Below are 19,590 nucleotides of genomic sequence, written 5' to 3'. Positions count from 1 at the left end.
GAGGATCAGATGCGCACATCCCATCGCCAGGGCCGCACAGGAATGGCCGTCGTCGCCGGCCTGTCGATGATCGGGGCGTCCCAGCCCCCGGCTCGCCCCGACACCCCGGCCCCGTCCGGACGGGTCACCGACGGCGAGGCCACCCCGGCCGCCTGTGCGCCCCTCGGCTTCGACCTGACGCGGGGCCAGGAGCCGTCGCCGACGGGCGTGGCCATGGCGATGCCCCGCGCGCCGCAATACGCCCCTCCGCCGCCGGTCACCCTGCCGATCTCGCCGACCCGGAAAGAGGACCGTGTCGAGTATCAGGGCCCGCCCGTCATCGCTCCCGCCCCGCCCCCGCCGCCGGCGCCGCCGGCCCCGCCGCGTCCCGCAGTCGTCGAGAACAATGTCGTCGTCACCGGCAGCCGGGTCAGGCCGGGCCCGGTCGCGGGCGTTCCCGCCCTCAGCAACTCGATTGTTCCGCCCGCCGCCGATACCGAACGCTATCCCGACGCGACCCCCAATCCGGTGAAGCGCACGGCGACCGACCCCGTCTCGACCTTCTCTATCGATGTCGACACCGCCGCCTATGCCAATGTCCGCCGCTTCCTGGGCGAGGGGACGCCGCCGCCCCGCGACGCCGTACGGGTCGAGGAGCTGATCAACTATTTCGACTATGGCTACGCCGCCCCGACCTCGGCGTCCGAACCCTTCGCCGTCTCGACGACGGTCGCCGCCGCGCCCTGGGCCCCCGGACGGGAAGTGGTCCACATCGGTCTGCAGGGCTATGAGCTTCCGGCCGGTCAGCGCCGCCCGCTGAACCTGACCTTCCTCGTCGACGTCTCGGGATCGATGGGCAGCCCGGACAAGCTGGGTCTGGCGAAACAGGCCATGAACCTGGCCATCGACCGGCTGCGGCCCCAGGACACCCTGGCCGTGACCTACTACGCCGAGGGCGCCGGCACGACCCTGGCCCCCACCCCCGGCACCGACAAGCTGAGGATGCGCTGTGCGGTCGCCAGCCTGTATGCCTCCGGCGGCACCGCCGGGGCCACCGGCATGACCAACGCCTATGACCAGGCCCAGGCCTCCTTCGCCCGCGACAAGGTCAACCGCATCCTGATGTTCACCGATGGCGACTTCAACGTCGGCGTCACCGACAACAAGCGGCTGGAAGACTATGTCGCCGAAAAGCGCGGCACAGGCATCTATCTGTCGGTCTACGGCTTCGGGCGCGGCAACTACCAGGACGAACGGATGCAGGCCATCAGCCAGGCCGGCAATGGCACGGCGGCCTATATCAACGACCTGCAGGAGGCCCGTCGTGCGTTCGGCCCCCGCTTCGACCGGGGCGCCTTCCCCATCGCCGACGACGTCAAGATCCAGGTCGAGTTCAACCCGGCCCGGGTCGCCGAATACCGGCTGATCGGCTATGAGACCCGCCTCCTGAACGAGGCGGATTTCAACAACGACCGCGTCGATGCCGGCGAGGTCGGCTCGGGCGCCAGCGTCACGGCCCTGTATGAGATCACTCCCGTCGGCGGTCCGACCCAGCTGGGTGAGCGGCGCTACGGCTCCGGCCGGCCCGAAGCCGCCGTGGCTGCACGGGGTGATGAACTCGGCTTTATCCAGATCCGCTACAAACTGCCGGGTCAGCCGACCTCGCGCCTGATCCAGCAGCCGATCCGCAGCGCCGCCGGCGCACCGCCGGAGGCCACCCGCTGGGCCCTCGCCGTCGCCGCCTTCGGCCAGAAGCTGCGCGGCGATCCGTGGATGGCGGCCGACCATGACTGGTCCCGGGTGCTGGAACAGGCGCAAGGGTCGCGCGGCGAAGACCCCTGGGGCGACCGCGCCGGGTTCGTCCAGCTGATCCGCGCCGCCGAGGGATTGCCGGAGCGGCGGACGCCGTAAGGGGCAATCCTGCTCCATTCCGTCACCCTCGGGCTTGACCCGAGGGCCCGATGCAAGGGCGGGGTCCGGCGTTTGACGAAGCCTATTCGCGCGGTAGCGTCCTCAGGAATTTCGCCACCCCATCCTCCCCGTCATCCTCGGGCTTGACCCGAGGATCGGGCGCCGTGCCGCACAATGCCGGGTAGAGGTCGGCCCAGTCGGGATTGCGCTTTTCGACCAGCTCCAGTTTCCAGACGCGGTTCCAGTGCTTCAACGCCTTCTCGCGTTTGATGGCGGCGATCATCCAGTCATGCGGCTCATACCAGACGAGGAGGTTGCACTGATGGTCCTTGGTAAAGCCGGGGATCAGACCCTCACGATGCTGGTGCGCACGCTCATAGAGATTTGAGGTCGCGCCGACATAGACGACGCCAAGGGGGCGGCTGGCCATGATGTAGGTGGCGATGAACGGGCGTCTGTCCATCTGCACAGTCAGCGGACCGTCCGGCCCTCGGGTCAAGCCCGAGGGTGACGGGTGTTCGTTTAAGGCTAGCGCTAGCTGTCTTGCGATCGGCGGAATCCGGCCCCCCTGTCCTTCAAGCCCGATGGCGCCCGGCCAGCTTCCCGCTAGTCTCGCCGGGTGACCGACGCCCTCTCCGCCAGGACCGCCCGCCGCATCGCCCTGTCGGCACAGGGGTTCGGACGCGCCCGGCCCGCAGCGCCCGGCCGCAGTCATGTGCGCGACACGGCGCGGCGTCTGGGCGTGATCCAGATCGACAGCGTCAATGTGGTGACCCGGACCCATTATCTGCCGGGCTTCTCACGGCTGGGCGACTATCCGCGAGACGCGCTGGAGGCCGAGGCCTGGGGGCCGCGCCGCAGCCTGTTCGAATACTGGGGCCATGAGGCGTCGCTGCTGCCGCTGGAGAGCCAGCCCCTGTTCCGCTGGCGAATGGAACGGGCGCAGGCCGGAGAAACCTGGACCGGCATCGCCCGCTTCGGCCGCGAACGACGCGACTATATCGATGAGGTCCTGAAAGAGATCGAACGTCGCGGTCCGGTCACCGGCGGCGACTTCGCCACAGGTCCGCGCGGCGCCCCCGGCTGGTGGGAGTGGTCGGATGGCAAGCGGGCGCTGGAGTGGCTGTTCTGGGCCGGCTTGATCACCACCAGGACCCGGAACGGCTTCGAGCGCGTCTATGACCTGACCGAACGCGCCCTGCCCGCCCACATCGTCGACCGGCCGACCCCGACCGAGGCCGAGGCCCAGCGCGCCCTGATCCGCATCGCCGCCCGGGCCATGGGCGTGGCCACCGAGGTCGACCTGCGGGACTATTTCCGCATGCCGGTCGCCGACACGAAGGCCCGGATCGCCGATCTGGTCGAGGCGGGCGAACTGATGCCCGTGACCGTCAGGGGCTGGCGCAACCCCGCCTTCCTGTCCCCCGGCGCCCGCATCCCGAGGAAGGTGGCGGGTCAGGCCCTGCTGTCGCCGTTCGACAATCTGATCTGGCATCGCGACCGCACCGAGCGGCTGTTCGGCGTCCGGGTGCGGCTGGAGATCTATGTCCCCGCCCACAGGCGCGCCCACGGCTACTACGTCCTGCCCTTCCTCGAGGACGAGGCGATCACCGCCCGCGTCGACCTGAAGTCCGACCGCAAGTCGGGAGTTCTGCGGGTCCAGGCGGCGTGGCGGGAACCGGATGCAACGGCGGAGACGCCCATACGGCTGGCGGCGGAGCTTCACCGCATGGCGGGATGGCTGGGACTGCAGCGGGTCGAGGTGGTGCAGAAAGGCGACCTGGCGGGGGCTTTGGGCGACGTCCTGCCGGTGACGCGGTGAAGGCGCCTACGCCCGCCCCGATTGACCACCTGACGCTGCCCGACAATGATGGATGCAGGCGGGATCACAGGCCGGAGGTCGGACGCCCTTCCGGCGCCTGTCGCCGGGCGTCTGGACTTCCCGGCCTCCGCGCCTGATAGCAACAGGGATCAACCGCGCTGAGCGCCTGCGAGGCCAGAATGCCCAGAGATCATTTTCGCAGCACTGGATGGCGGGGATATGCCCTGGCGGTCGCGGCCTGGGGCCTCGCCTTCGCACTGCGCTATGGACTGGCGGACTGGTTCCCCCCGGGATTTCCCTATCTGACCTTTTTTCCGGCGGTGGTCCTGGTCGCCTATTACGCAGGGCTACGCCCGGCGATTATGACAGCCACTCTGTCGGGTCTGGCCGCCTGGTGGTTCTGGATCGGCCCGTCGGGCTTCGACCTCGGCGTCGCCACGGCGGTCGCCCTGGGCTTCTACGTCTTCGTGGTCGCCGTCGACATCTTCTTCATCGTGGGCATGGACGGCGCAACCCGGCGGCTGGCCCAGGAAGTCGAGCGCAACGCCGCGCTCGCCCGCAGCCGGGACGTTCTGATGCGGGAGGTGCAACACCGCGTCTCCAACAACATCCAGGTGGTGAGCGCGCTGCTGAGCCTGGAGGCCCGCAGCGCCACAGACCCCGGCGCCCGCAAGGCCCTGCAGGACGCCTCGGCCCGCACCGCCCTGATCGCCAGCATCCAGCGCAGTCTCGCGAGCGCGGACGCACGCCCCGCCGCCTTCGAGGATCTGGCGCACGCCATCGTCGGCGATGCGCTCAAGGCGGCCGGGCGCCATGATGTGACCGTCTCGATCACCAGCGACGGCGCAGTCCTGTCGGCCGAGGAGGGCACGCCCGTCGTCCTGATCATGCTGGAATGCGTCAACAACGCGCTCGAGCACGCCTTCGAGGGCCGCTCGGGCGACATCCGTATCCGACTGGCCGATGAAGGCGCCCTGCGCATCCTTGAGGTGACGGACAATGGCTCCGGACTGCCGGATGCGCCCTCCGGCGCGCCGGACAGTCTGGGCCTGCGCATCATCACCGCCCTGGCCCGGCAACTGGGCGGAGGCTTCACCCTGCGCCCCGCCCATCCAGGTGCGGCGGCCCGTCTGACCTGGCCCCGACCGGCGACAGACGCCCAGGCCTCGCCTCTGGCGGACGAGCCGTCCCGGATATCCCCGGGGGTCGGCGCCGCCGCCCTCACACCTCGAACCTGACCCCCTGCGCCAGCGGCAGGTCGCGAGAGAAGTTCACCGTCTGGGTCTGGCGGCGCATATAGGCCTTCCAGCTGTCGGAGCCGGATTCGCGGCCGCCGCCGGTCTCCTTCTCCCCGCCGAAGGCGCCGCCGATCTCGGCGCCGCTCGGGCCGATGTTGACATTGGCGATGCCGCAGTCCGAGCCCCAGGCGGACAGGAAGCTTTCGGCCTCGCGCACGCTGTCGGTGAAGACGCAGGAGCTCAGCCCCTGCGGCGCGTCGTTCTGCATGGCCACCGCCGCGTCGAAGTCGGACCAGGTCAGGACATAAAGGATCGGCGCGAAGGTCTCGGTCATGACCACCTCGCCCTGGGCCGGCATGCGCACGATGGCGGGGCGGACATAGACGCCGCCTGACGCATCCGACGCCCGGCCGCCGCCGGTCACCACCGTCCCGCCCTGTTCGACCGCCCGGTCCAGCGCCCGGTCGAACGCCTGTCCCGCCGCTTCATCGATCAGCGGCCCGACCAAAACCCCATCCGTGCGCGGATCGCCGATCGGCAGGGTCTCGTAGGCGGCCTTCAGCCGGTCCACCAGACCATCCGCCACGCTCTCATGCACCAGCAGCCGGCGCAGGGTGGTGCACCTCTGGCCCGCCGTTCCCACCGCCGAGAAGGCGATGGCCCGCACCGCCATGTCGAGGTCGGCGCTCGGGGTCACGATCATGGCGTTGTTGCCGCCCAGTTCCAGCAGGCTTCGGCCCAGACGCGCCGCCACGGTCGTCGCCACGGCCTTGCCCATCCGCGTCGAGCCTGTGGCCGAGACCAGCGGAATGCGCGGATCGGCGGCCAGGGCCTCGCCGACCGCCCGGCCGCCGATCAGCAGCTGCGCCAGTCCGTCGGGCGCGTCCGCGCCGAACCGCGCCAGCGCCCGGTCAAATACCGCCTGGACGCCCAGGGCCGTCAGCGGCGTCTTCTCCGACGGCTTCCAGATCACCGGATCGCCGCACACGAGGGCCAGGGCCGCATTCCAGGCCCAGACGGCGACGGGGAAGTTGAAGGCGGTGACGATGGCGACCGGCCCCAGCGGCTGCCAGGTCTCGCGCATATGGTGGCCGGGTCGCTCGCTGGGCAGGGTCAGGCCGTTCAGCTGGCGCGACAGGCCGACGGCGAAGTCGCAGATGTCGATCATCTCCTGCACCTCGCCCAGACCCTCGGAGACGATCTTGCCCGCCTCCAGCGTCACCAGCCGCGCGATGTCGTCTTTTGACGCGCGCAACTCCTCGCCCAGCAGCCGGACCAGCTCGCCCCGGCGCGGGGCCGGGACGCGGCGCCAGTCGGCGAAGGCTGCAACCGAGGCGGCGATGACGGTCTCGACCCCGTCCGGATCGACCTCGACAAGCGTCCCGGCGACCGAGCCGTCGATCGGCGAACGCGCCTCGATCGTCCCGGCATCCGACCACCCCGAGGTCGAGGCGCCCAGCCGGTCCAGAATCGCCCGCGCTTCACTGGCCGCCGTGGTCATGGTCGTTCTCCGCATGATGAGGCGTGGCCATAGCCTCCTGCCGGTGAGAGGACCAGTGGCGCAAGGACCAGCGGCGTTCCGGAACCGTCACCGTTCCCGCCGGTTCTGGACATGAGCTTTTCACAGGAGACGCCGTCTTGAAAATCCGCGACCTCATGAGCCGTGACGTCCAGGTCGCCCTGCCCGGCGACACCGTCGAGGCCGCCGCCGCCCGCATGGGCGCCGGCGATTTCGGCTTCATGCCGGTGGCCGAGGGCGATCGTCTGGTCGGAACCCTGACCGATCGCGACATCGCGGTGCGCGTCATCGGCGCCGGCAAGGCGTCCTCGACCCCCGTCTCGGAGGCCATGACGGCCGAGGTCGTGACGGTCCTCGACACCGACGATCTCAAGGTGGCCCTGGACGCCATGTCGGACGCCCGCATCCGTCGGCTGCCGGTGGTCGACAAACATGGCCGGCTGGTCGGCGTCGTCTCCCTCGGCGACCTGTCTACCCGGGTGAAGGAAAAATACGCCGGCGAGGCGCTGGAGACGATCTCCCGCCCCGGCTGAGCGCCGCGCCCCGCCATCGACCCCGATTCCGGCGCCTCCTGGCCGCGTCAGGGTTTCGTTCACCGCGTTCGCCAATCCGATCGTAACCGTGTCACGCCTAGGGTCGCGGTCGAAATCGAGGGGGCCTGAATGGCGCGCGCACAGTTCCAGAAGGGACAGAGGGTCTGGGTCGAGAGCGTCGGCGCCTGGGCCGAGGTGGAAAAGATCAACGCCATCTGGGCCAAGGGCTTCGATGAGCCGGTCCGCATCACCTATGACATCGGACTGGGGCGCGATTTCCAGGCCGTTGAACTGATGACGCCGGTGGAGGATACGGTCGAACCGGACCTCAGCGCCTGGCGGATGCTGCGCGCGCGCAACAAGTGGCAGGCGGCCGAGGATGTTCCTCATCACCCCTTCCCGGGCACCTATCCGGTCGTCGTCACGGACGCGGCCGACTGGGGCGGCTGGCGCGTACCCGGCGCAGAGTACGACCGGAACCCCGAACGCATCGAATTCCAGGCCCGGCTGATTACCGCTGCGCCGCAGTTGATGGCCCTGGTCGAGGCCATGGCGGCCTCGGTCGAGGCCGCACCGGACGAGGCCTCTCCCGCCGGCCGGGCGCTCGCCGGTCGCGCTGCGGCCCTGCTGAGATCCATCCGGGAGGTTCTGGCGCCGGCCGCGGACCAGTCCGCTGTCGCCCGTCGCGCCCGCGGAGAGGATCTTGTCGTTGTGGCAGACGGGACTCGCTCCCGGGCCGCGTGACGCACGGCGCAGACGGACTCTCGACAGGAATCCGCGACGCAGCCTAGATTCGGCGTCGTTGTCGAATCGTTTTGGGGGTGGCCTTGCGGGGCATGGAGCGCCGCGTGCAGGGGAAGGGCCGACGCGCTTCGGATGAGGCGTCGTCACGCCTCGTCACCGGAACCCGGATCGCCGTCCTGCTTCTGACCCTGGCCGTGGCCGTCTATGTCCTTCTGGTGGCGCGGGAAACCGCCCGCCCCGAGCGCGAGATCGAACAGCTTCAGTCCCGCGCCCTGTCCCATGACGCCCGCTGGCTGGCGGCCTCCCTCGAGGATCGGCTGGCCGCCGCCGGCGCCGCCCTCCAGACCGCCTCCGTGGCCCTGACCGCCCGCCCAGACCGGCGGCTGGACGCTCTGGAGGCCGCCCGTCGCGTCGATCCCGGCCTGGCGATTGCGGTCATGTCCGCCGGCGGCGAGGTCCGTGCCGTGCTCGGCTCGCCCGCCGAGCCCTTCGCCGCAGCGACAGCGACGCCCGGCGATCAGCCCGGACTGGACGCGGCCGGAGCGGCGATCATCCTGTCCCGCGCCGCCGGGGACCAGCGCGTGACGGCGCGCATCCCCCTGACCGGACCGGCCGGGGTCGACGGCGTCGACCTGTTCGCCGCCTCACCGACAGGCCGGGTCTCGACCCGCGCGGGAACGACCGCCCCGGCCGTCGATTTCGCCGCCCTGCAGCAGGCGGCGACACAGTCCGGCCCGACGACCGTCGACGACCTCCAGGTCTCGGCAGCGGCTGTCGGGGAGACCGGTCTGGTCGTGGCGGCCTGGCGGCCCGCGCGGGGCGGGGCGCCCGCCTTCCTGTCCGACCTCTGGGTGCTGCTGACGCCCGCCGCCCTCGGGCTGATCGTCATCGCCCTGATCACCGCCCAGTACTGGCGTCAGTCCCGGGCGCGGCGCCAGTGGGCCGAGACCGAACACCGCTTCCAGGTCGCCGTCGAGGCTGCGCGTTGCGGCGTCTGGGAATGGGATCTCAAGGGCGAGGAGGTGGTGCTGTCGGACTATATGGCGGCGCTGCTCGGCCTGCCGTCAGGCGGGACCCTGCCGTCCTCTGCGGTCATCGACCGGGTTCATCCGCGCTACCGGGACGCCTTCGAACACGCCCTCAGCCAGGCGGCCGCCTTCGGCGCCTTTGAAAGCACCTTCCCCGTGGTCGCGGACGAGGGCGGCGTTCGCTGGATCGACGCCCGGGGCCAGGCCGGCGGCGAACGGGACGAACACGGCTACCCGGGCATTATGGGGGTGGCGCTGGACATCACCGAGGCGCGCCGGGCCAAGGCCCATGCCCAGGCGGCGGAAAGCCGTCTGCGGGACGGGATCGAGAGCGTCTCGGACGCCTTTGCGCTGTTTGACCGGAACGGCCGGCTGATCCTGTCCAACCAGGCGTTCTCCGACGCCTTCGGCCTGGCCCCGGAGGCAGTCAGGCGCGGCGCGGCCAAGGATGAGCTGAACCGGATCGCCGGCCTGGCCATCAAGGCGGACCACCCCTCGACGACGGCCGGCATCCGGGAACTCGAGCTCAATGACGGCCGCTGGCTGATGATCGCCGAACGGTTCACCTCCGATGGGGGCACGGTGGTCACCGCGACCGACCTCACCGTGATCCGGCGGCAGGAGGCCCAGACCCGCCAGGCCGCGGACAGCCTGCGCGCCATGGTCACCCGGCTGGAGGCCAGCCAGGCCGAGCTCAGCCTCCTGGCCAGGAAATATGAGGTCGCCATGACCCGCGCCGAGGCGGCCAACCAGGCCAAGTCGGAATTCCTGGCCAATATGTCCCATGAGCTGCGGACGCCGCTGAACGCCATCAACGGCTTCTCCGAAATCATGGCCGCCGAGATGTTCGGCCCCGTCGGCGACCCTCGTTACAAGGGCTACGCCAATGACATCCTCAAGTCCGGACAGCATCTGCTCAGCCTGATCAACGACATCCTGGACATGGCCAAGATCGAGGCCGGCAAGATGACGGTCCACTATGAAAAGGTGTCGCTGCGGGAGATCTGCACCGACGCCGCTCGCCTGATGCGCGGCAAGGCCGACGAGGCGGGCCTGACGCTGGTGATCGACGCCCCGGACCTGCCCGATATCGACGCCGATCACCGCGGCATGAAACAGGTGATGCTGAACCTGATCTCCAACGCCGTGAAGTTCACCCCGGAGGGCGGATCGATCACCGTCTCCACCTCGGCCCCGGCGCCGGGCCGCCAGCGGGTGGCCGTGACAGACACCGGCATCGGCATCGCCGCCGAGGACCTCGGCCGTCTGGCCCGGCCCTTCGAACAGGTCGAGGGCCAGCACTCCAAGACCACCCAGGGCACCGGTCTGGGTCTCGCCCTGACCAAGGCCCTCATCGAAATCCACCACGGCGCGATGGTGATCGACAGCGAGCCCGGCCGCGGCACCACCGTCAGCTTCGAGGTGCCGGTGAACAAGCCCGCCGCCGCAGGCCCCGGGGATGCGGACATCGCCCGGGCGGCCTGACGCCCGCCGCCTCCGGAACCATGGCGGCGGAGCGACGGCTTCCCCGGATCAGAAGCTGGACACTTCCGAAATCCCCAGGACGGCCTTCTTGATCTCGCCTTCGGAATAGGTGCCGAGCCAGATTTCATACCGCCCTGTGTCGGGCGTCAGCTCGACCGACGGATTGGAGTCCTCGCCCGAATCGTCATCGCAGTACCATTTGCCATCGGGGCCGTTGACCACCAGGGTCGTGTCGGCGTTGGACAGGGCCGAGATCTTGATGGTCAGGCCGCTTGTGCTCTCGGAATCCCAGAACAGCCGCACGTCCGGGGCTTCGCTGATGAAGCCCTTGCAGTCCTCGAACTTGTCAGAGGCGTCCAGATCGCCGCCGGCCATGACGCTGAGCAGGGCGGGATCGGGGGTGAAGCCGGGCTCCAGATGAAACTCGCCATAGGTCGGGTCGGCGTCGAAATCCTGGGCGGCGGCCGGCCCCGCCGTCGTCAGGGCGAGAACGGCGAGTGCGGGCATGGCGAAGGCGGCGATACGCATGGGTCGGTCTTTCCTCTGGCGGCCTGTCCGGAAGACCCGTCGCCGCTGCCGGCCGATTAGACGGCCAAGCTTGCGCGGGATCAAGCCGCCGGACCTTCCCTTGCGGCGCCGGGACTCCGGCGACACGACCGCCCGACAACCGACCGATCCGGCCCGGCTCCGGTTGACCCCGGTGAATCGGTTGTTCATCAAAGCTTTTGAACCACAATCATCAGGAGCGGCCGCGACCATGGGTCTCGCAGCGAAAATCCGGCGTGACCTTCATTTCTTCGGCAGTCTTCGCCGGCTGCTGGGCCGCATCAAACCGATCACGCTCGACAGTCCCGTCCTGCTCTGTGACGACTTCGAGGAGGCCGTGGACCGGTTCGGCGAGAACATCGCCATCGAGGATGAACAGCGCAGCCTGACCTATCGCGAGCTCGACGCCCTCGCCAACCGCTACGCCCACTGGGCGCGGAGCCGGAACCTGAGGCGTTCCGATGTCGTGGGCCTGTTCATGTCCAACCGGGCCGACTACCTGGCGGCCTGGATCGGTTTTTCCAAGGTCGGCGTGCCGACGGCCCTGCTGAACACCAATCTGACCGGCCAGGCCCTCGCCCACTGCCTGAACATCGTCAACGTCGCCCAGGTGGTGTCGGACGAGGAATGCTGGGGTCGCGTCGAGGAAGCGCGGCCCTTTGCGTCACGCAGCCTGATGCTCTGGGTCCTGGGCCTCAAGCCGGCCGAGGAGACCAGCGACCGTCGCAACCTCGACAACGCCGTGCGCAGCGGCTCGTCGGTGCGGCCGCCGGCCGCCGCAAGGGCGGGCCTGACCAATCGCGATACCTGTGTCTTCATCTACACCTCGGGGACGACCGGCCTGCCCAAGGCGGCGCGCGTGCCGCATTCGCGCGCACGGACCTATATGCGGGCCTTCGCCGGCTGCACCCGCTCGACGCAGGAAGACCGCATCTACAATGTGCTGCCGCTCTATCATTCGACCGGCGGCCTGGTCGGCGTCGGCGCCGCCCTGCTGAACGGGGCGCGACTGATCATCCGCCGACGGTTTTCGGCCTCATCCTTCTCGCGCGATGTGCGCGACACCGGGGCCACCATGTTCGTCTATATCGGCGAGCTGTGCCGCTATCTGGTCAACAGCCCGCCGCATGAGGACGACGGCGTCAACAAGCTGCGCCTCGCCTTCGGCAACGGACTGCGGCCCGACGTCTGGCCCGATTTCCAGAAACGGTTCAAAATCCCGCAGATCCTCGAGTTCTATGGCTCGACCGAGGGCAACGTCTCGCTGTTCAACTTTGACGGCAAGCCCGGCGCCATCGGCCGCGTGCCGAAACTGCTGAAGAAGCAGATCAACATTCGCCTGATCCGGTTCGACGTGAACACCGAGGAGCCGGTGCGCGGCGCCAATGGCCTGTGTGAGGAGTGCCGTCCGGGAGAGATCGGCGAGGCCATAGGCCTGATCTCGGCCGACCCGAAACACGACTTCTCCGGCTATGCCGACAAGGCCGCCTCGCAGAAGAAGACCCTCAGCGACGTTTTCGTGCGGGGGGATCGCTATTTCCGGACCGGCGATCTGATGCGCCAGGATGCCGAGGGCTATTTCTATTTCATCGACCGCGTTGGCGACACCTTCCGGTGGAAGGGCGAGAACGTCTCCACGTCCGAGGTCGAACAGAGGCTGACCGATGCGCCCGCCGTGCGCGAGGTCATCTCCTATGGGGTTCCCGTGCCCCATGCCGACGGAAAGGCCGGGATGGTTGCGGTGACTGTGGACGGGAAGTTCCAGCCCCGGGCCTTCGCCGACTGGGCCGACGCCGAACTGCCGACCTATGCCCGCCCGGTCTTCGTCCGCATCACCCGGGCGATGGAAACGACCGGCACCTTCAAATACCGCAAGGTGGACCTGGTCACCGAAGGGTTCGACCCGCAAAAGGTCCAGGGGCCGCTCTATATCCGCGGCGGCCGGAACGGCTATCAGAAGCTGACACCAGCGATCCATGCCCAGATCCTCAACGGTGATCTGCGGCTGTAGCGTCGAACGGACGGGTCGGACGCCATTCCGGATGACCCGGATCCGGGCCGCCCCGGCGGAAACGCGGCCTTAATCATTAATCCCCATGTTCGGCGCATTCTCCTCGCGCGACCGGACCGACCATGTTTCAGATTATCGGCATCGTGCTGCTGTTCGGCCTCGTCTTCGGCAGCTTCGCCATGGCGGGCGGCAAGTTCGACGTGATCATTCACGCCGCCCCGCACGAGCTGATGGCCATCCTCGGCGCGGGCATCGCCGCCTTCCTGATCGCCAACAGCATCCCGGTCATCAAGTCGTCCCTGGGGGGCTTCGGCAAATGTTTCGCCGGACCCAAGTGGAAGAAGGGCGACTACAAGGATCTGCTGTCGCTGCTGTTCCTGCTGACCAAGACAATGAAGTCCAAGGGCGTCATCGCCCTGGAAAGCCATATCGAAAAGCCGGGCGAGTCCACGATCTTCCAGAAATTCCCGAAGATCATGAAGGACCATTTCGCCACCGACTTCATCTGCGACACCCTGCGGATGATGACGATGAACCTGGAGGATCCTCACCAGATCGAGGACGCCATGGAAAAGCAGCTGGAAAAGCACCATCACGAGGCGGCCCATGCGCCCCATGCGCTCCAGAACCTGGCTGACGGCCTCCCGGCCCTCGGCATCGTCGCGGCCGTGCTGGGCATCATCAAGACCATGGGCGCCATCGAAGAGCCGCCTGCAGTCCTCGGCGGCATGATCGGGTCCGCCCTGGTCGGCACCTTCCTCGGCGTCTTCCTGGCCTATGGGCTGGTCGGCCCCTTCGCCTCGCGCCTGCAGTCGATCGTCGACGAGGAGGCCGCCTTCTACAAGATCATCCAGTCGGTGCTGGTCGCCCACCTGCACGGCAATGCGGCGCAAATTTCCTGTGAGATCGGCCGGGGCGACGTGCCCTCCACCTGCCAGCCGTCCTTCAGTGAGATGGAAGAACACCTGTCCACCGTCGGCGCCGACGCCTGATCCCGCGGGCCGCCCCTCCCGGAGTCCGACCGTGGCGCCCCGCCGAGTTCCCGCCCCGCTCGCCCTCGGCCTGGTTCTCGGCCTGACGATCCTGTCGGCCGGCTGCGACGACCACGCGCACACGACCCCGACGCCGTCGAAGCCCGCTGAGCGCGCCGCCGCCGGGCCGTCGCCATCCGACCGACCTGACCCTGATGCGCCTCCCCCCGGCTCACAGGCTGCGGAGGCGATTGGAGCCCCCGACGGAGCGCCTGTGACGCCCCCGTGAGAGGCCTTGCAGTTTCGCTCACGATCCCGTTATCTCTCCATGCGGGTCGTCAAGAGCCCGCTGCACAGGAAGGAAGTCCACCATGACCATCCGCCAGATGATCGCCGCCTCGGCTGTCGCCGCCGCTGCCTTCGCCATCGCCGCCTGCACCCCCGCCGCCGAGGAAAAGGCCGCCGACACGGCGACCGCAGCCTCCGAAACAGCCACGGACGCCGCCGCCACCGCTGACGCCGCCGCGACCGAGGCCGCCGCCGCTGCAGGCGAGGCCGGCGCCGCCGCCTCCATGGCCGCCGAAAAGGCCGGCGAAGCCTCCACCAGCGCCATGGCTCCGGCCGCTGGCGCCATGGCCCCCGCCGAGGCCCCGGCCCACGCACCCGCCGAGAAGCACTGAGACCTGACGTTCCGCCCTTTCGGGGGACGGACGGGAGGGGGTCGTCTCCGGACGGCCCCCTTTTTCGTTCCCGGTCCCGGCCTGCGGCTGTAGGACAGGATCATGTCCGCCGACGCCGCCCCGCCCCCGTTCCAGACCTCCGCCGCATCGCTGGAATGGACCGAGGCCGGCGAACCGCGCTCGACCCGGTTCAATGACGTCTATTTTTCCCGCGACGATGGCCTTGCCGAAAGCCGGGCGGTCTTCCTTGACGGCTGCGGCCTGCCCGACGCCTGGCGGGATCGCCGGACCTTCGTGGTCGCCGAACTGGGTCTCGGCACCGGGCTGAACGTGCTCGCCCTGCTCGATCTGTGGCGAAGGACCCGGCCGCAAGGCGGGCGACTGCACATCTTCTCCATCGAGGCCTATCCGATGCAGGCGGCCGAAGCCCGGCGCGCCCTCGTCGCCTGGCCCGAACTGGCCGACCTCGCGGCCGTCATGCTGGACCGCTGGCCGGACTGGACGCCGGGATTTCACCGCATCGACCTGCCCGGGCTGGACGCCGTTCTGGATGTGGCCGTCGGCGACGCGGGCCGGGCTCTGGATCAGTGGCGGGGCCGGGCCGACGCCTGGTTCATGGACGGGTTTTCTCCCGCCCTGAACCCGGAGATGTGGTCTGACGCTGTGCTGGACGGCGTTGCCGCCCGCTCGGCTCCGGGCGCCCGTCTGGCCACCTTCGCCGTCGCAGGGGCCGTGAGACGGGGGCTTTCGGAACGGGGGTTCGCGGTCGAGAAACGTCCCGGCCATGGTCGCAAGCGCGAGCGGCTGCAGGCCCGGTTCGCCGGCGATCCCGCTTCCGCAGAGGCGCCTCTATCGGTAGCGGTCGTGGGCGCGGGAATCGCCGGAGCCTCGGTCGCCCGGGCGCTGACAGAACTCGGCCTCCCGGTCATTGTACTGGATCAGGACCGGCCGGGCGCCGGCGGATCCGGATTTCCGGCCGGTCTGGTCACGCCCCGCCTCGACGCCGGAGACCCCGTGATCGCCGGCTTCCACGCCCAGGCCCTGTCCAGGGCGACGACCCTCTATGATTCGATCGACGACGCCGTCACGGCCCGGGGCGTGCTTCAGCTGGTCCAGGCCGACCGTGACGCCGCCCGGTTCGCCCGCATCGCCGACCAGCCGATCTGGCCGTCCGGTTCCATGCAGGTGGTCGAACCCGGCTCCGCCGCCGACCGCCTCGGCGAGCCCGGCCCGACCGGCCTGATGATGCGCAATGCCCTGGCCATCCGTCCGGCGACGGCGCTCGAGGCCTTTCTGGGCGGGGCGGAGGTCCGCATCGGCCAGGTCGCGCGCGTTGAGCCCTCCGATACCGGCTGGCGCACCCTTGATGCCGACGGCGCCGTCCTGTCGGATACCGACGCCCTCGTCCTGACCGCCGGATGGGGTCTGGCCGCCCTCGCGCCCGAACTCGGCCTCAGGCCCGTGCGGGGCCAGGCCGACTGGGTCGAGGGTACGCCCTCGCCCGGCGCGACGGCCTGGGGCGGCTATCTGGCGCCGACCGGGGACGGCTTCCTGTTCGGCGCCACCCACGACCGCGACCAGACCTCGACCGGCACCCGGGCGGCCGACAGCCAGCGCAATCGCCAGACCCTGGCGGCGCGGCTGCCGCAGCGCGCCGGGATGATCGCCGATCTGGCAACCAGGAGCCGGGCCGCCGTGCGCGCCACCACCGCCGACCGCCTGCCGGTCTGTGGCCCGGCGCCCGGCCGGGCGGGCCTGTTCGTCCTGGGAGGGCTGGGGTCGCGCGGGCTCTGCGTCGCCCCCCTGCTGGGCGAGCATCTGGCCGCCCTGATCGCAGACCGGCCGTCCCCCCTTGCAGCGGATTTCGCCGATCGCCTCACCCCCGCCCGGCTTTCGCGCTGAAGCGGCTTGCCGTCGCCGCCGGTTGGGAGGACAGTGACCCCGGGGGCTGTTCGCCATGTCAGGAACCGCCAATGCATGTCTCCTCCCGCGTCATTGTCCTCGCATCTGCGGCGGCGCTGATGTCCGCCTGCGCGCCGACAACGCCCCCGGGCGCCGGCTCCGCCTCTGTCGCGGCGGCGCCCGAACGGCGCTGCTTCCAGCCCTCGCAGATCCGGAATTTCCGGGCCGATCGCCAGACCGTCTATCTGAAGGTGGGACAGAAGGCGGTCTATCAGCTGGACGCCGCCGGAGCCTGCCGGGATCTGGATTCCTCGTTCCAGCTGGCGGTCGCGCCGATCGCCGGGGTCTCCTCCCTCTGCGTCGGCGACATGGTCGCCCTGGTCACGCCCGGCTCGGCCGCTCCCGTCGAGGTCTGCCGCGCCCGGATGGTCTGGCAACTGACCGATGAGCAGATCGCGGCCCTGCCCTCGCGCCTGCGACCCTGACGCTGTCCATCGGCCGCCCCGTGAAGCCCGGCCCGGCCGGCGCCCCGTTTCCGTCTCGCCTTGTGCGAGAACGGGGTTGCGCCCCTGCAGCCCCTGATTATTAACGCGCGATTAACCACGACGCGCGTGCGGGCAGGACGGGGGAAGACGGTATGTTTGGTAGCTGGTCGGTCGATCCGGCAAGCGCGTCAACGCCCGCCTTCCGTCCCTGCGTCAGCCCGGCCCGCCCCCACCCGGCGCGGCTCAAGCGGGCGCTGGATATGGCCGGAGCCCTGCTGGCCCTGATCTTTCTGGCGCCGGCCCTGCTTGTCATCGCCCTGGCGGTCCGCCTGACCTCGGCGGGACCGGTCCTGTTCCGGCAGCGCCGCACGGGGCTGAACGGCCGGGTCTTCACCATTTACAAGTTCCGCACCATGACGGTCACCGAGGACGGCGACGCCGTGACCCATGCCCGACGCGGCGACAGCCGGGTCACGCCGGTCGGCGCCCTGCTGCGCCAGTCCAGCCTCGATGAGCTGCCGCAACTGTTCAATGTCGTGCGCGGCGAGATGTCGATCGTGGGGCCGCGGCCGCACGCCCTCGCCCACGACGCCCACTATGGCGCCCTGCTGCCCGGCTATGCCGAACGGTTCAGCGTCCGGCCCGGCCTGACCGGCTATGCCCAGATCAAGGGGCTCAGGGGCGAGATCCGGCAGCTGGACTGTATGGCCCGGCGGGTGGAGGCCGACGCCGCCTATGCGCGCAACTGGTCGCTGGCCGGGGATCTGCGCATCGTGCTGAAGACCGTGCCCCTGCTGCTTTCGCGCGAAAACGCCTACTGATCCCCGGCGATTGCGTCGGCCGGCCCTTGCGCCGGATCGCCTGAAGCGGCAAGCCGCCCCTTCAACCCATGGCGGCGGCGGTCGCCGCAAAATCGAGGTTCGCATGCGTGTCGCCATGATCGGAACGGGCTATGTCGGCCTCGTCTCCGGAGCCTGTTTCGCCGATTTCGGCCATGTGGTCACCTGTATCGACAAGGACGCCTCCAAGATCGCGCGGCTGGAACAGGGCGAGATCCCCATCTTCGAGCCCGGTCTCGAGGCCCTGGTTGAAACCAATGTGCGCGGCGGCCGGCTGTCCTTCACCCTGGACGGCGCCGAGGCCATCCGGAACGCCGATGCCGTCTTCATCGGCGTGGGCACCCCCTCGCGGCGCGGCGACGGCCATGCCGACCTGACCTATGTCCACGCCGCCGCCGCCGAGATCGCCGACCTGATCCAGGGCTTCACCGTGGTCGTGACCAAGTCCACCGTGCCGGTGGGCACGGGCGACGAGATCGAGCGGATCATTCGCGAACGCCGTCCCGACGCCGAGTTCGCCGTCGTCTCAAACCCCGAGTTCCTGCGCGAGGGCGCGGCCATCGAGGACTTCAAACGGCCCGACCGGGTGGTCATCGGCGTCAACGACATGGACGGCCCCGTGGGCGCCCGGGCAAAGGCGGTCATGGCCGAAATCTATCGCCCGCTGAATCTCAACGAGAGCCCGCTGCTGTTCACCGAGCGGCGCACCTCGGAGCTGATCAAATATGCGGCCAATGCCTTCCTGGCGATGAAGATCACCTTCATCAACGAGATGGCCGACCTGTGCGAAAAGGTCGGCGCCGATGTCCAGCAGGTGGCGCGCGGTATTGGTCTGGACAAGCGGATCGGCGGAAAATTCCTGCACGCCGGCCCGGGCTATGGCGGCTCCTGCTTCCCCAAGGACACCCTGGCCCTGGTCCGCACCGCGACCGACGCCGGCAGTCCGGTGCGGCTCATCGAGACCACGGTCGCCGTCAATGATGCGCGCAAGGCCGGTCTGGCCGACCGTGTGCGCAAGACCCTGGGCGCGGACCTGAAGGGTCGGACCGTCGCCCTGCTGGGCCTGACGTTCAAACCCAATACCGACGACATGCGCGACGCCCCGTCGCTGGACCTGGCCCCGGCCCTGATCGCGGCCGGCGCCACAGTGCGCGCCTATGATCCGGAAGGCATGCATGAGGCCGCCGCCCTGATGCCGGATGTGATCATGACAGCCGGCCCCTATGAGGCGGTCCGGGCGGCGGACGTGGTCGTCATCGTCACAGAATGGGACCAGTTCCGGGCGCTGGATCTGGACCGGATCAAGCTCCTGATGACGCGCCCGGTCATGGTCGATCTGAGAAACGTCTATCGCCCGGAAGACATGCGGGCGCGCGGCTTTGTCTATTCGGGGATCGGCCGGCCCTAGGGTCCGGTGATCCCGCCGATCCTTCGCCTCCGGGCCTGACCCGGATTGCGGAGAAAAATCTGGGAGCCCGACCCCGGGCGTGTCAGGCCGCGATCATCCGGTCGACCTCATTGACGAGGTCGCGCAGGTGGACGGGCTTGGACAGCACCTTGGCCTGGGGCGAGGACTGGGCCGCCGTCAGGGCGACCGCGGCGAAGCCGGTGATGAACATGATGCGCAGGCCCGGAATGCGGGCCGCCGCGACACGCGCGACCTCGATCCCGTCGGCGCCGGGCATGACGATGTCGGTCAGCAGAAGGTCGTACGGCCCGTGTTCGAGGGCGTCGATGGCGTCGTCGCCGTTCTCGCAGTCGACGACCTGATGGCCGGCCTTCTCCAGAGCCCGCGTCAGGAAGCCCCTCAGCGAGGCGTCGTCTTCAGCCAGCAGAATGCGCGCCATGGATGGTCCCCGTCGTTTCGAGCGGCAAGGTTAGCGGCAGAAGGGTAAAC

Annotated in this window: 17 protein-coding genes; 13 read left to right on the top strand and 4 right to left on the bottom strand. The window is 69.4% G+C overall.

All coding sequences use genetic code 11. The annotated features are described in order from the left end of the window. The first annotated feature begins 9 nt into the window (after window positions 1-9). The gene (locus tag ACW17W_RS03250; RefSeq protein WP_492079312.1) at window positions 10-1,890 is read left to right on the top strand and encodes a vWA domain-containing protein; all 1,881 of its coding nucleotides are present in this window, start codon (window positions 10-12) and stop codon (window positions 1,888-1,890) included. Between the two features lie 82 nt (window positions 1,891-1,972). Here the strand turns inward: ACW17W_RS03250 and ACW17W_RS03245 are convergent, their stop codons facing one another. Then, on the bottom strand, window positions 1,973-2,353 hold the full coding sequence (locus ACW17W_RS03245; protein ID WP_492079310.1) for a GIY-YIG nuclease family protein: 381 nt from the start codon (window positions 2,351-2,353) through the stop codon (window positions 1,973-1,975). A 156-nt stretch (window positions 2,354-2,509) separates the two neighbouring features. Between ACW17W_RS03245 and ACW17W_RS03240 the strand changes: the two genes are divergently transcribed. Beyond that, on the top strand, window positions 2,510-3,712 hold the full coding sequence (locus ACW17W_RS03240; protein WP_492079309.1) for a winged helix-turn-helix domain-containing protein: 1,203 nt from the start codon (window positions 2,510-2,512) through the stop codon (window positions 3,710-3,712). Window positions 3,713-3,891: 179 nt separating this feature from the next. Continuing rightward, on the top strand, window positions 3,892-4,950 hold the full coding sequence (locus ACW17W_RS03235; RefSeq protein ID WP_492079307.1) for a sensor histidine kinase: 1,059 nt from the start codon (window positions 3,892-3,894) through the stop codon (window positions 4,948-4,950). Here ACW17W_RS03235 and amaB read toward each other — a convergent pair. Beyond that, window positions 4,934-6,451 (bottom strand): L-piperidine-6-carboxylate dehydrogenase, encoded by a 1,518-nt coding sequence (gene amaB / locus ACW17W_RS03230; RefSeq protein ID WP_492079305.1) that lies wholly within the window; start codon window positions 6,449-6,451, stop codon window positions 4,934-4,936. The genes ACW17W_RS03235 and amaB overlap by 17 nt on opposite strands. 137 nt (window positions 6,452-6,588) lie before the next feature. On the opposite strand from amaB, the gene ACW17W_RS03225 reads away from it, so the two are divergent. The 3 genes from ACW17W_RS03225 to ACW17W_RS03215 all read left to right on the top strand — a co-directional run bounded on the left by ACW17W_RS03225 (window position 6,589) and on the right by ACW17W_RS03215 (window position 10,259). Continuing rightward, entirely contained in the window at window positions 6,589-7,002 is a 414-nt protein-coding gene (locus ACW17W_RS03225) for a CBS domain-containing protein (protein WP_492079303.1), read from the top strand. Window positions 7,003-7,131: 129 nt separating this feature from the next. Next, window positions 7,132-7,746, top strand: a complete 615-nt coding sequence (locus ACW17W_RS03220) for a hypothetical protein (protein ID WP_492079301.1) — start codon at window positions 7,132-7,134, stop codon at window positions 7,744-7,746. Between the two features lie 104 nt (window positions 7,747-7,850). Next, the gene (locus ACW17W_RS03215; protein WP_492079299.1) at window positions 7,851-10,259 is read left to right on the top strand and encodes an ATP-binding protein; all 2,409 of its coding nucleotides are present in this window, start codon (window positions 7,851-7,853) and stop codon (window positions 10,257-10,259) included. Window positions 10,260-10,307: 48 nt separating this feature from the next. Here ACW17W_RS03215 and ACW17W_RS03210 read toward each other — a convergent pair whose 3' ends face one another. Continuing rightward, window positions 10,308-10,787 (bottom strand): peptidase S1, encoded by a 480-nt coding sequence (locus ACW17W_RS03210; RefSeq protein ID WP_492079297.1) that lies wholly within the window; start codon window positions 10,785-10,787, stop codon window positions 10,308-10,310. A 229-nt stretch (window positions 10,788-11,016) separates the two neighbouring features. On the opposite strand from ACW17W_RS03210, the gene ACW17W_RS03205 reads away from it, so the two are divergent. From ACW17W_RS03205 to ACW17W_RS03175, 7 genes are all read left to right on the top strand, one after another. After that, window positions 11,017-12,816 carry a long-chain-acyl-CoA synthetase gene (locus tag ACW17W_RS03205; protein ID WP_492079295.1) on the top strand — a complete coding sequence of 600 codons (1,800 nt, stop codon included), beginning with the start codon at window positions 11,017-11,019 and terminating at the stop codon, window positions 12,814-12,816. 122 nt (window positions 12,817-12,938) lie between these two features. Next, window positions 12,939-13,808: a flagellar motor stator protein MotA gene (motA, locus tag ACW17W_RS03200; protein WP_492079293.1), complete on the top strand. Its 870-nt coding sequence runs from the start codon at window positions 12,939-12,941 to the stop codon at window positions 13,806-13,808. A gap of 350 nt (window positions 13,809-14,158) precedes the next feature. After that, window positions 14,159-14,467: a hypothetical protein gene (locus tag ACW17W_RS03195; RefSeq protein ID WP_492079291.1), complete on the top strand. Its 309-nt coding sequence runs from the start codon at window positions 14,159-14,161 to the stop codon at window positions 14,465-14,467. Between the two features lie 102 nt (window positions 14,468-14,569). Then, window positions 14,570-16,369: an FAD-dependent 5-carboxymethylaminomethyl-2-thiouridine(34) oxidoreductase MnmC1 gene (mnmC1, locus tag ACW17W_RS03190; RefSeq protein WP_492079290.1), complete on the top strand. Its 1,800-nt coding sequence runs from the start codon at window positions 14,570-14,572 to the stop codon at window positions 16,367-16,369. A gap of 71 nt (window positions 16,370-16,440) precedes the next feature. Next, window positions 16,441-16,854, top strand: coding sequence for a DUF6491 family protein (locus tag ACW17W_RS03185; RefSeq protein WP_492079288.1), 414 nt, complete (start codon window positions 16,441-16,443; stop codon window positions 16,852-16,854). 152 nt (window positions 16,855-17,006) lie between these two features. Next, window positions 17,007-17,675, top strand: a complete 669-nt coding sequence (locus ACW17W_RS03180) for an exopolysaccharide biosynthesis polyprenyl glycosylphosphotransferase (RefSeq protein WP_492079286.1) — start codon at window positions 17,007-17,009, stop codon at window positions 17,673-17,675. A gap of 103 nt (window positions 17,676-17,778) precedes the next feature. Then, window positions 17,779-19,101: a UDP-glucose dehydrogenase family protein gene (locus tag ACW17W_RS03175; RefSeq protein WP_492079284.1), complete on the top strand. Its 1,323-nt coding sequence runs from the start codon at window positions 17,779-17,781 to the stop codon at window positions 19,099-19,101. Between the two features lie 82 nt (window positions 19,102-19,183). Here the strand turns inward: ACW17W_RS03175 and cpdR are convergent, their stop codons facing one another. Beyond that, the gene (cpdR, locus tag ACW17W_RS03170) at window positions 19,184-19,540 is read right to left on the bottom strand and encodes a cell cycle two-component system response regulator CpdR (protein ID WP_492079282.1); all 357 of its coding nucleotides are present in this window, start codon (window positions 19,538-19,540) and stop codon (window positions 19,184-19,186) included. Window positions 19,541-19,590 lie beyond the last annotated feature (50 nt).

The sequence above is a fragment of the Brevundimonas sp. FV1ye29L genome, assembly GCF_058681095.1.
Note: the sequence above shows the minus strand (reverse complement) of the source record. Positions and strands in the feature narration are given on the sequence as shown.

Bases quoted from the DNA above. Each gene is read 5' to 3' on its own strand.
- ACW17W_RS03250 (WP_492079312.1), top strand. From the start codon at position 10: ATGCGCACATCCCATCGCCAGGGCCGCACAGGAATGGCCGTCGTCGCC.
- ACW17W_RS03245 (WP_492079310.1), bottom strand. From the start codon at position 2,353: ATGGACAGACGCCCGTTCATCGCCACCTACATCATGGCCAGCCGCCCC.
- ACW17W_RS03235 (WP_492079307.1), top strand. From the start codon at position 3,892: ATGCCCAGAGATCATTTTCGCAGCACTGGATGGCGGGGATATGCCCTG.
- amaB (WP_492079305.1), bottom strand. From the start codon at position 6,451: ATGACCACGGCGGCCAGTGAAGCGCGGGCGATTCTGGACCGGCTGGGC.
- ACW17W_RS03220 (WP_492079301.1), top strand. From the start codon at position 7,132: ATGGCGCGCGCACAGTTCCAGAAGGGACAGAGGGTCTGGGTCGAGAGC.
- ACW17W_RS03210 (WP_492079297.1), bottom strand. From the start codon at position 10,787: ATGCGTATCGCCGCCTTCGCCATGCCCGCACTCGCCGTTCTCGCCCTG.
- ACW17W_RS03205 (WP_492079295.1), top strand. From the start codon at position 11,017: ATGGGTCTCGCAGCGAAAATCCGGCGTGACCTTCATTTCTTCGGCAGT.
- motA (WP_492079293.1), top strand. From the start codon at position 12,939: ATGTTTCAGATTATCGGCATCGTGCTGCTGTTCGGCCTCGTCTTCGGC.
- ACW17W_RS03195 (WP_492079291.1), top strand. From the start codon at position 14,159: ATGACCATCCGCCAGATGATCGCCGCCTCGGCTGTCGCCGCCGCTGCC.
- mnmC1 (WP_492079290.1), top strand. From the start codon at position 14,570: ATGTCCGCCGACGCCGCCCCGCCCCCGTTCCAGACCTCCGCCGCATCG.
- ACW17W_RS03185 (WP_492079288.1), top strand. From the start codon at position 16,441: ATGCATGTCTCCTCCCGCGTCATTGTCCTCGCATCTGCGGCGGCGCTG.
- ACW17W_RS03180 (WP_492079286.1), top strand. From the start codon at position 17,007: ATGTTTGGTAGCTGGTCGGTCGATCCGGCAAGCGCGTCAACGCCCGCC.
- ACW17W_RS03175 (WP_492079284.1), top strand. From the start codon at position 17,779: ATGCGTGTCGCCATGATCGGAACGGGCTATGTCGGCCTCGTCTCCGGA.
- cpdR (WP_492079282.1), bottom strand. From the start codon at position 19,540: ATGGCGCGCATTCTGCTGGCTGAAGACGACGCCTCGCTGAGGGGCTTC.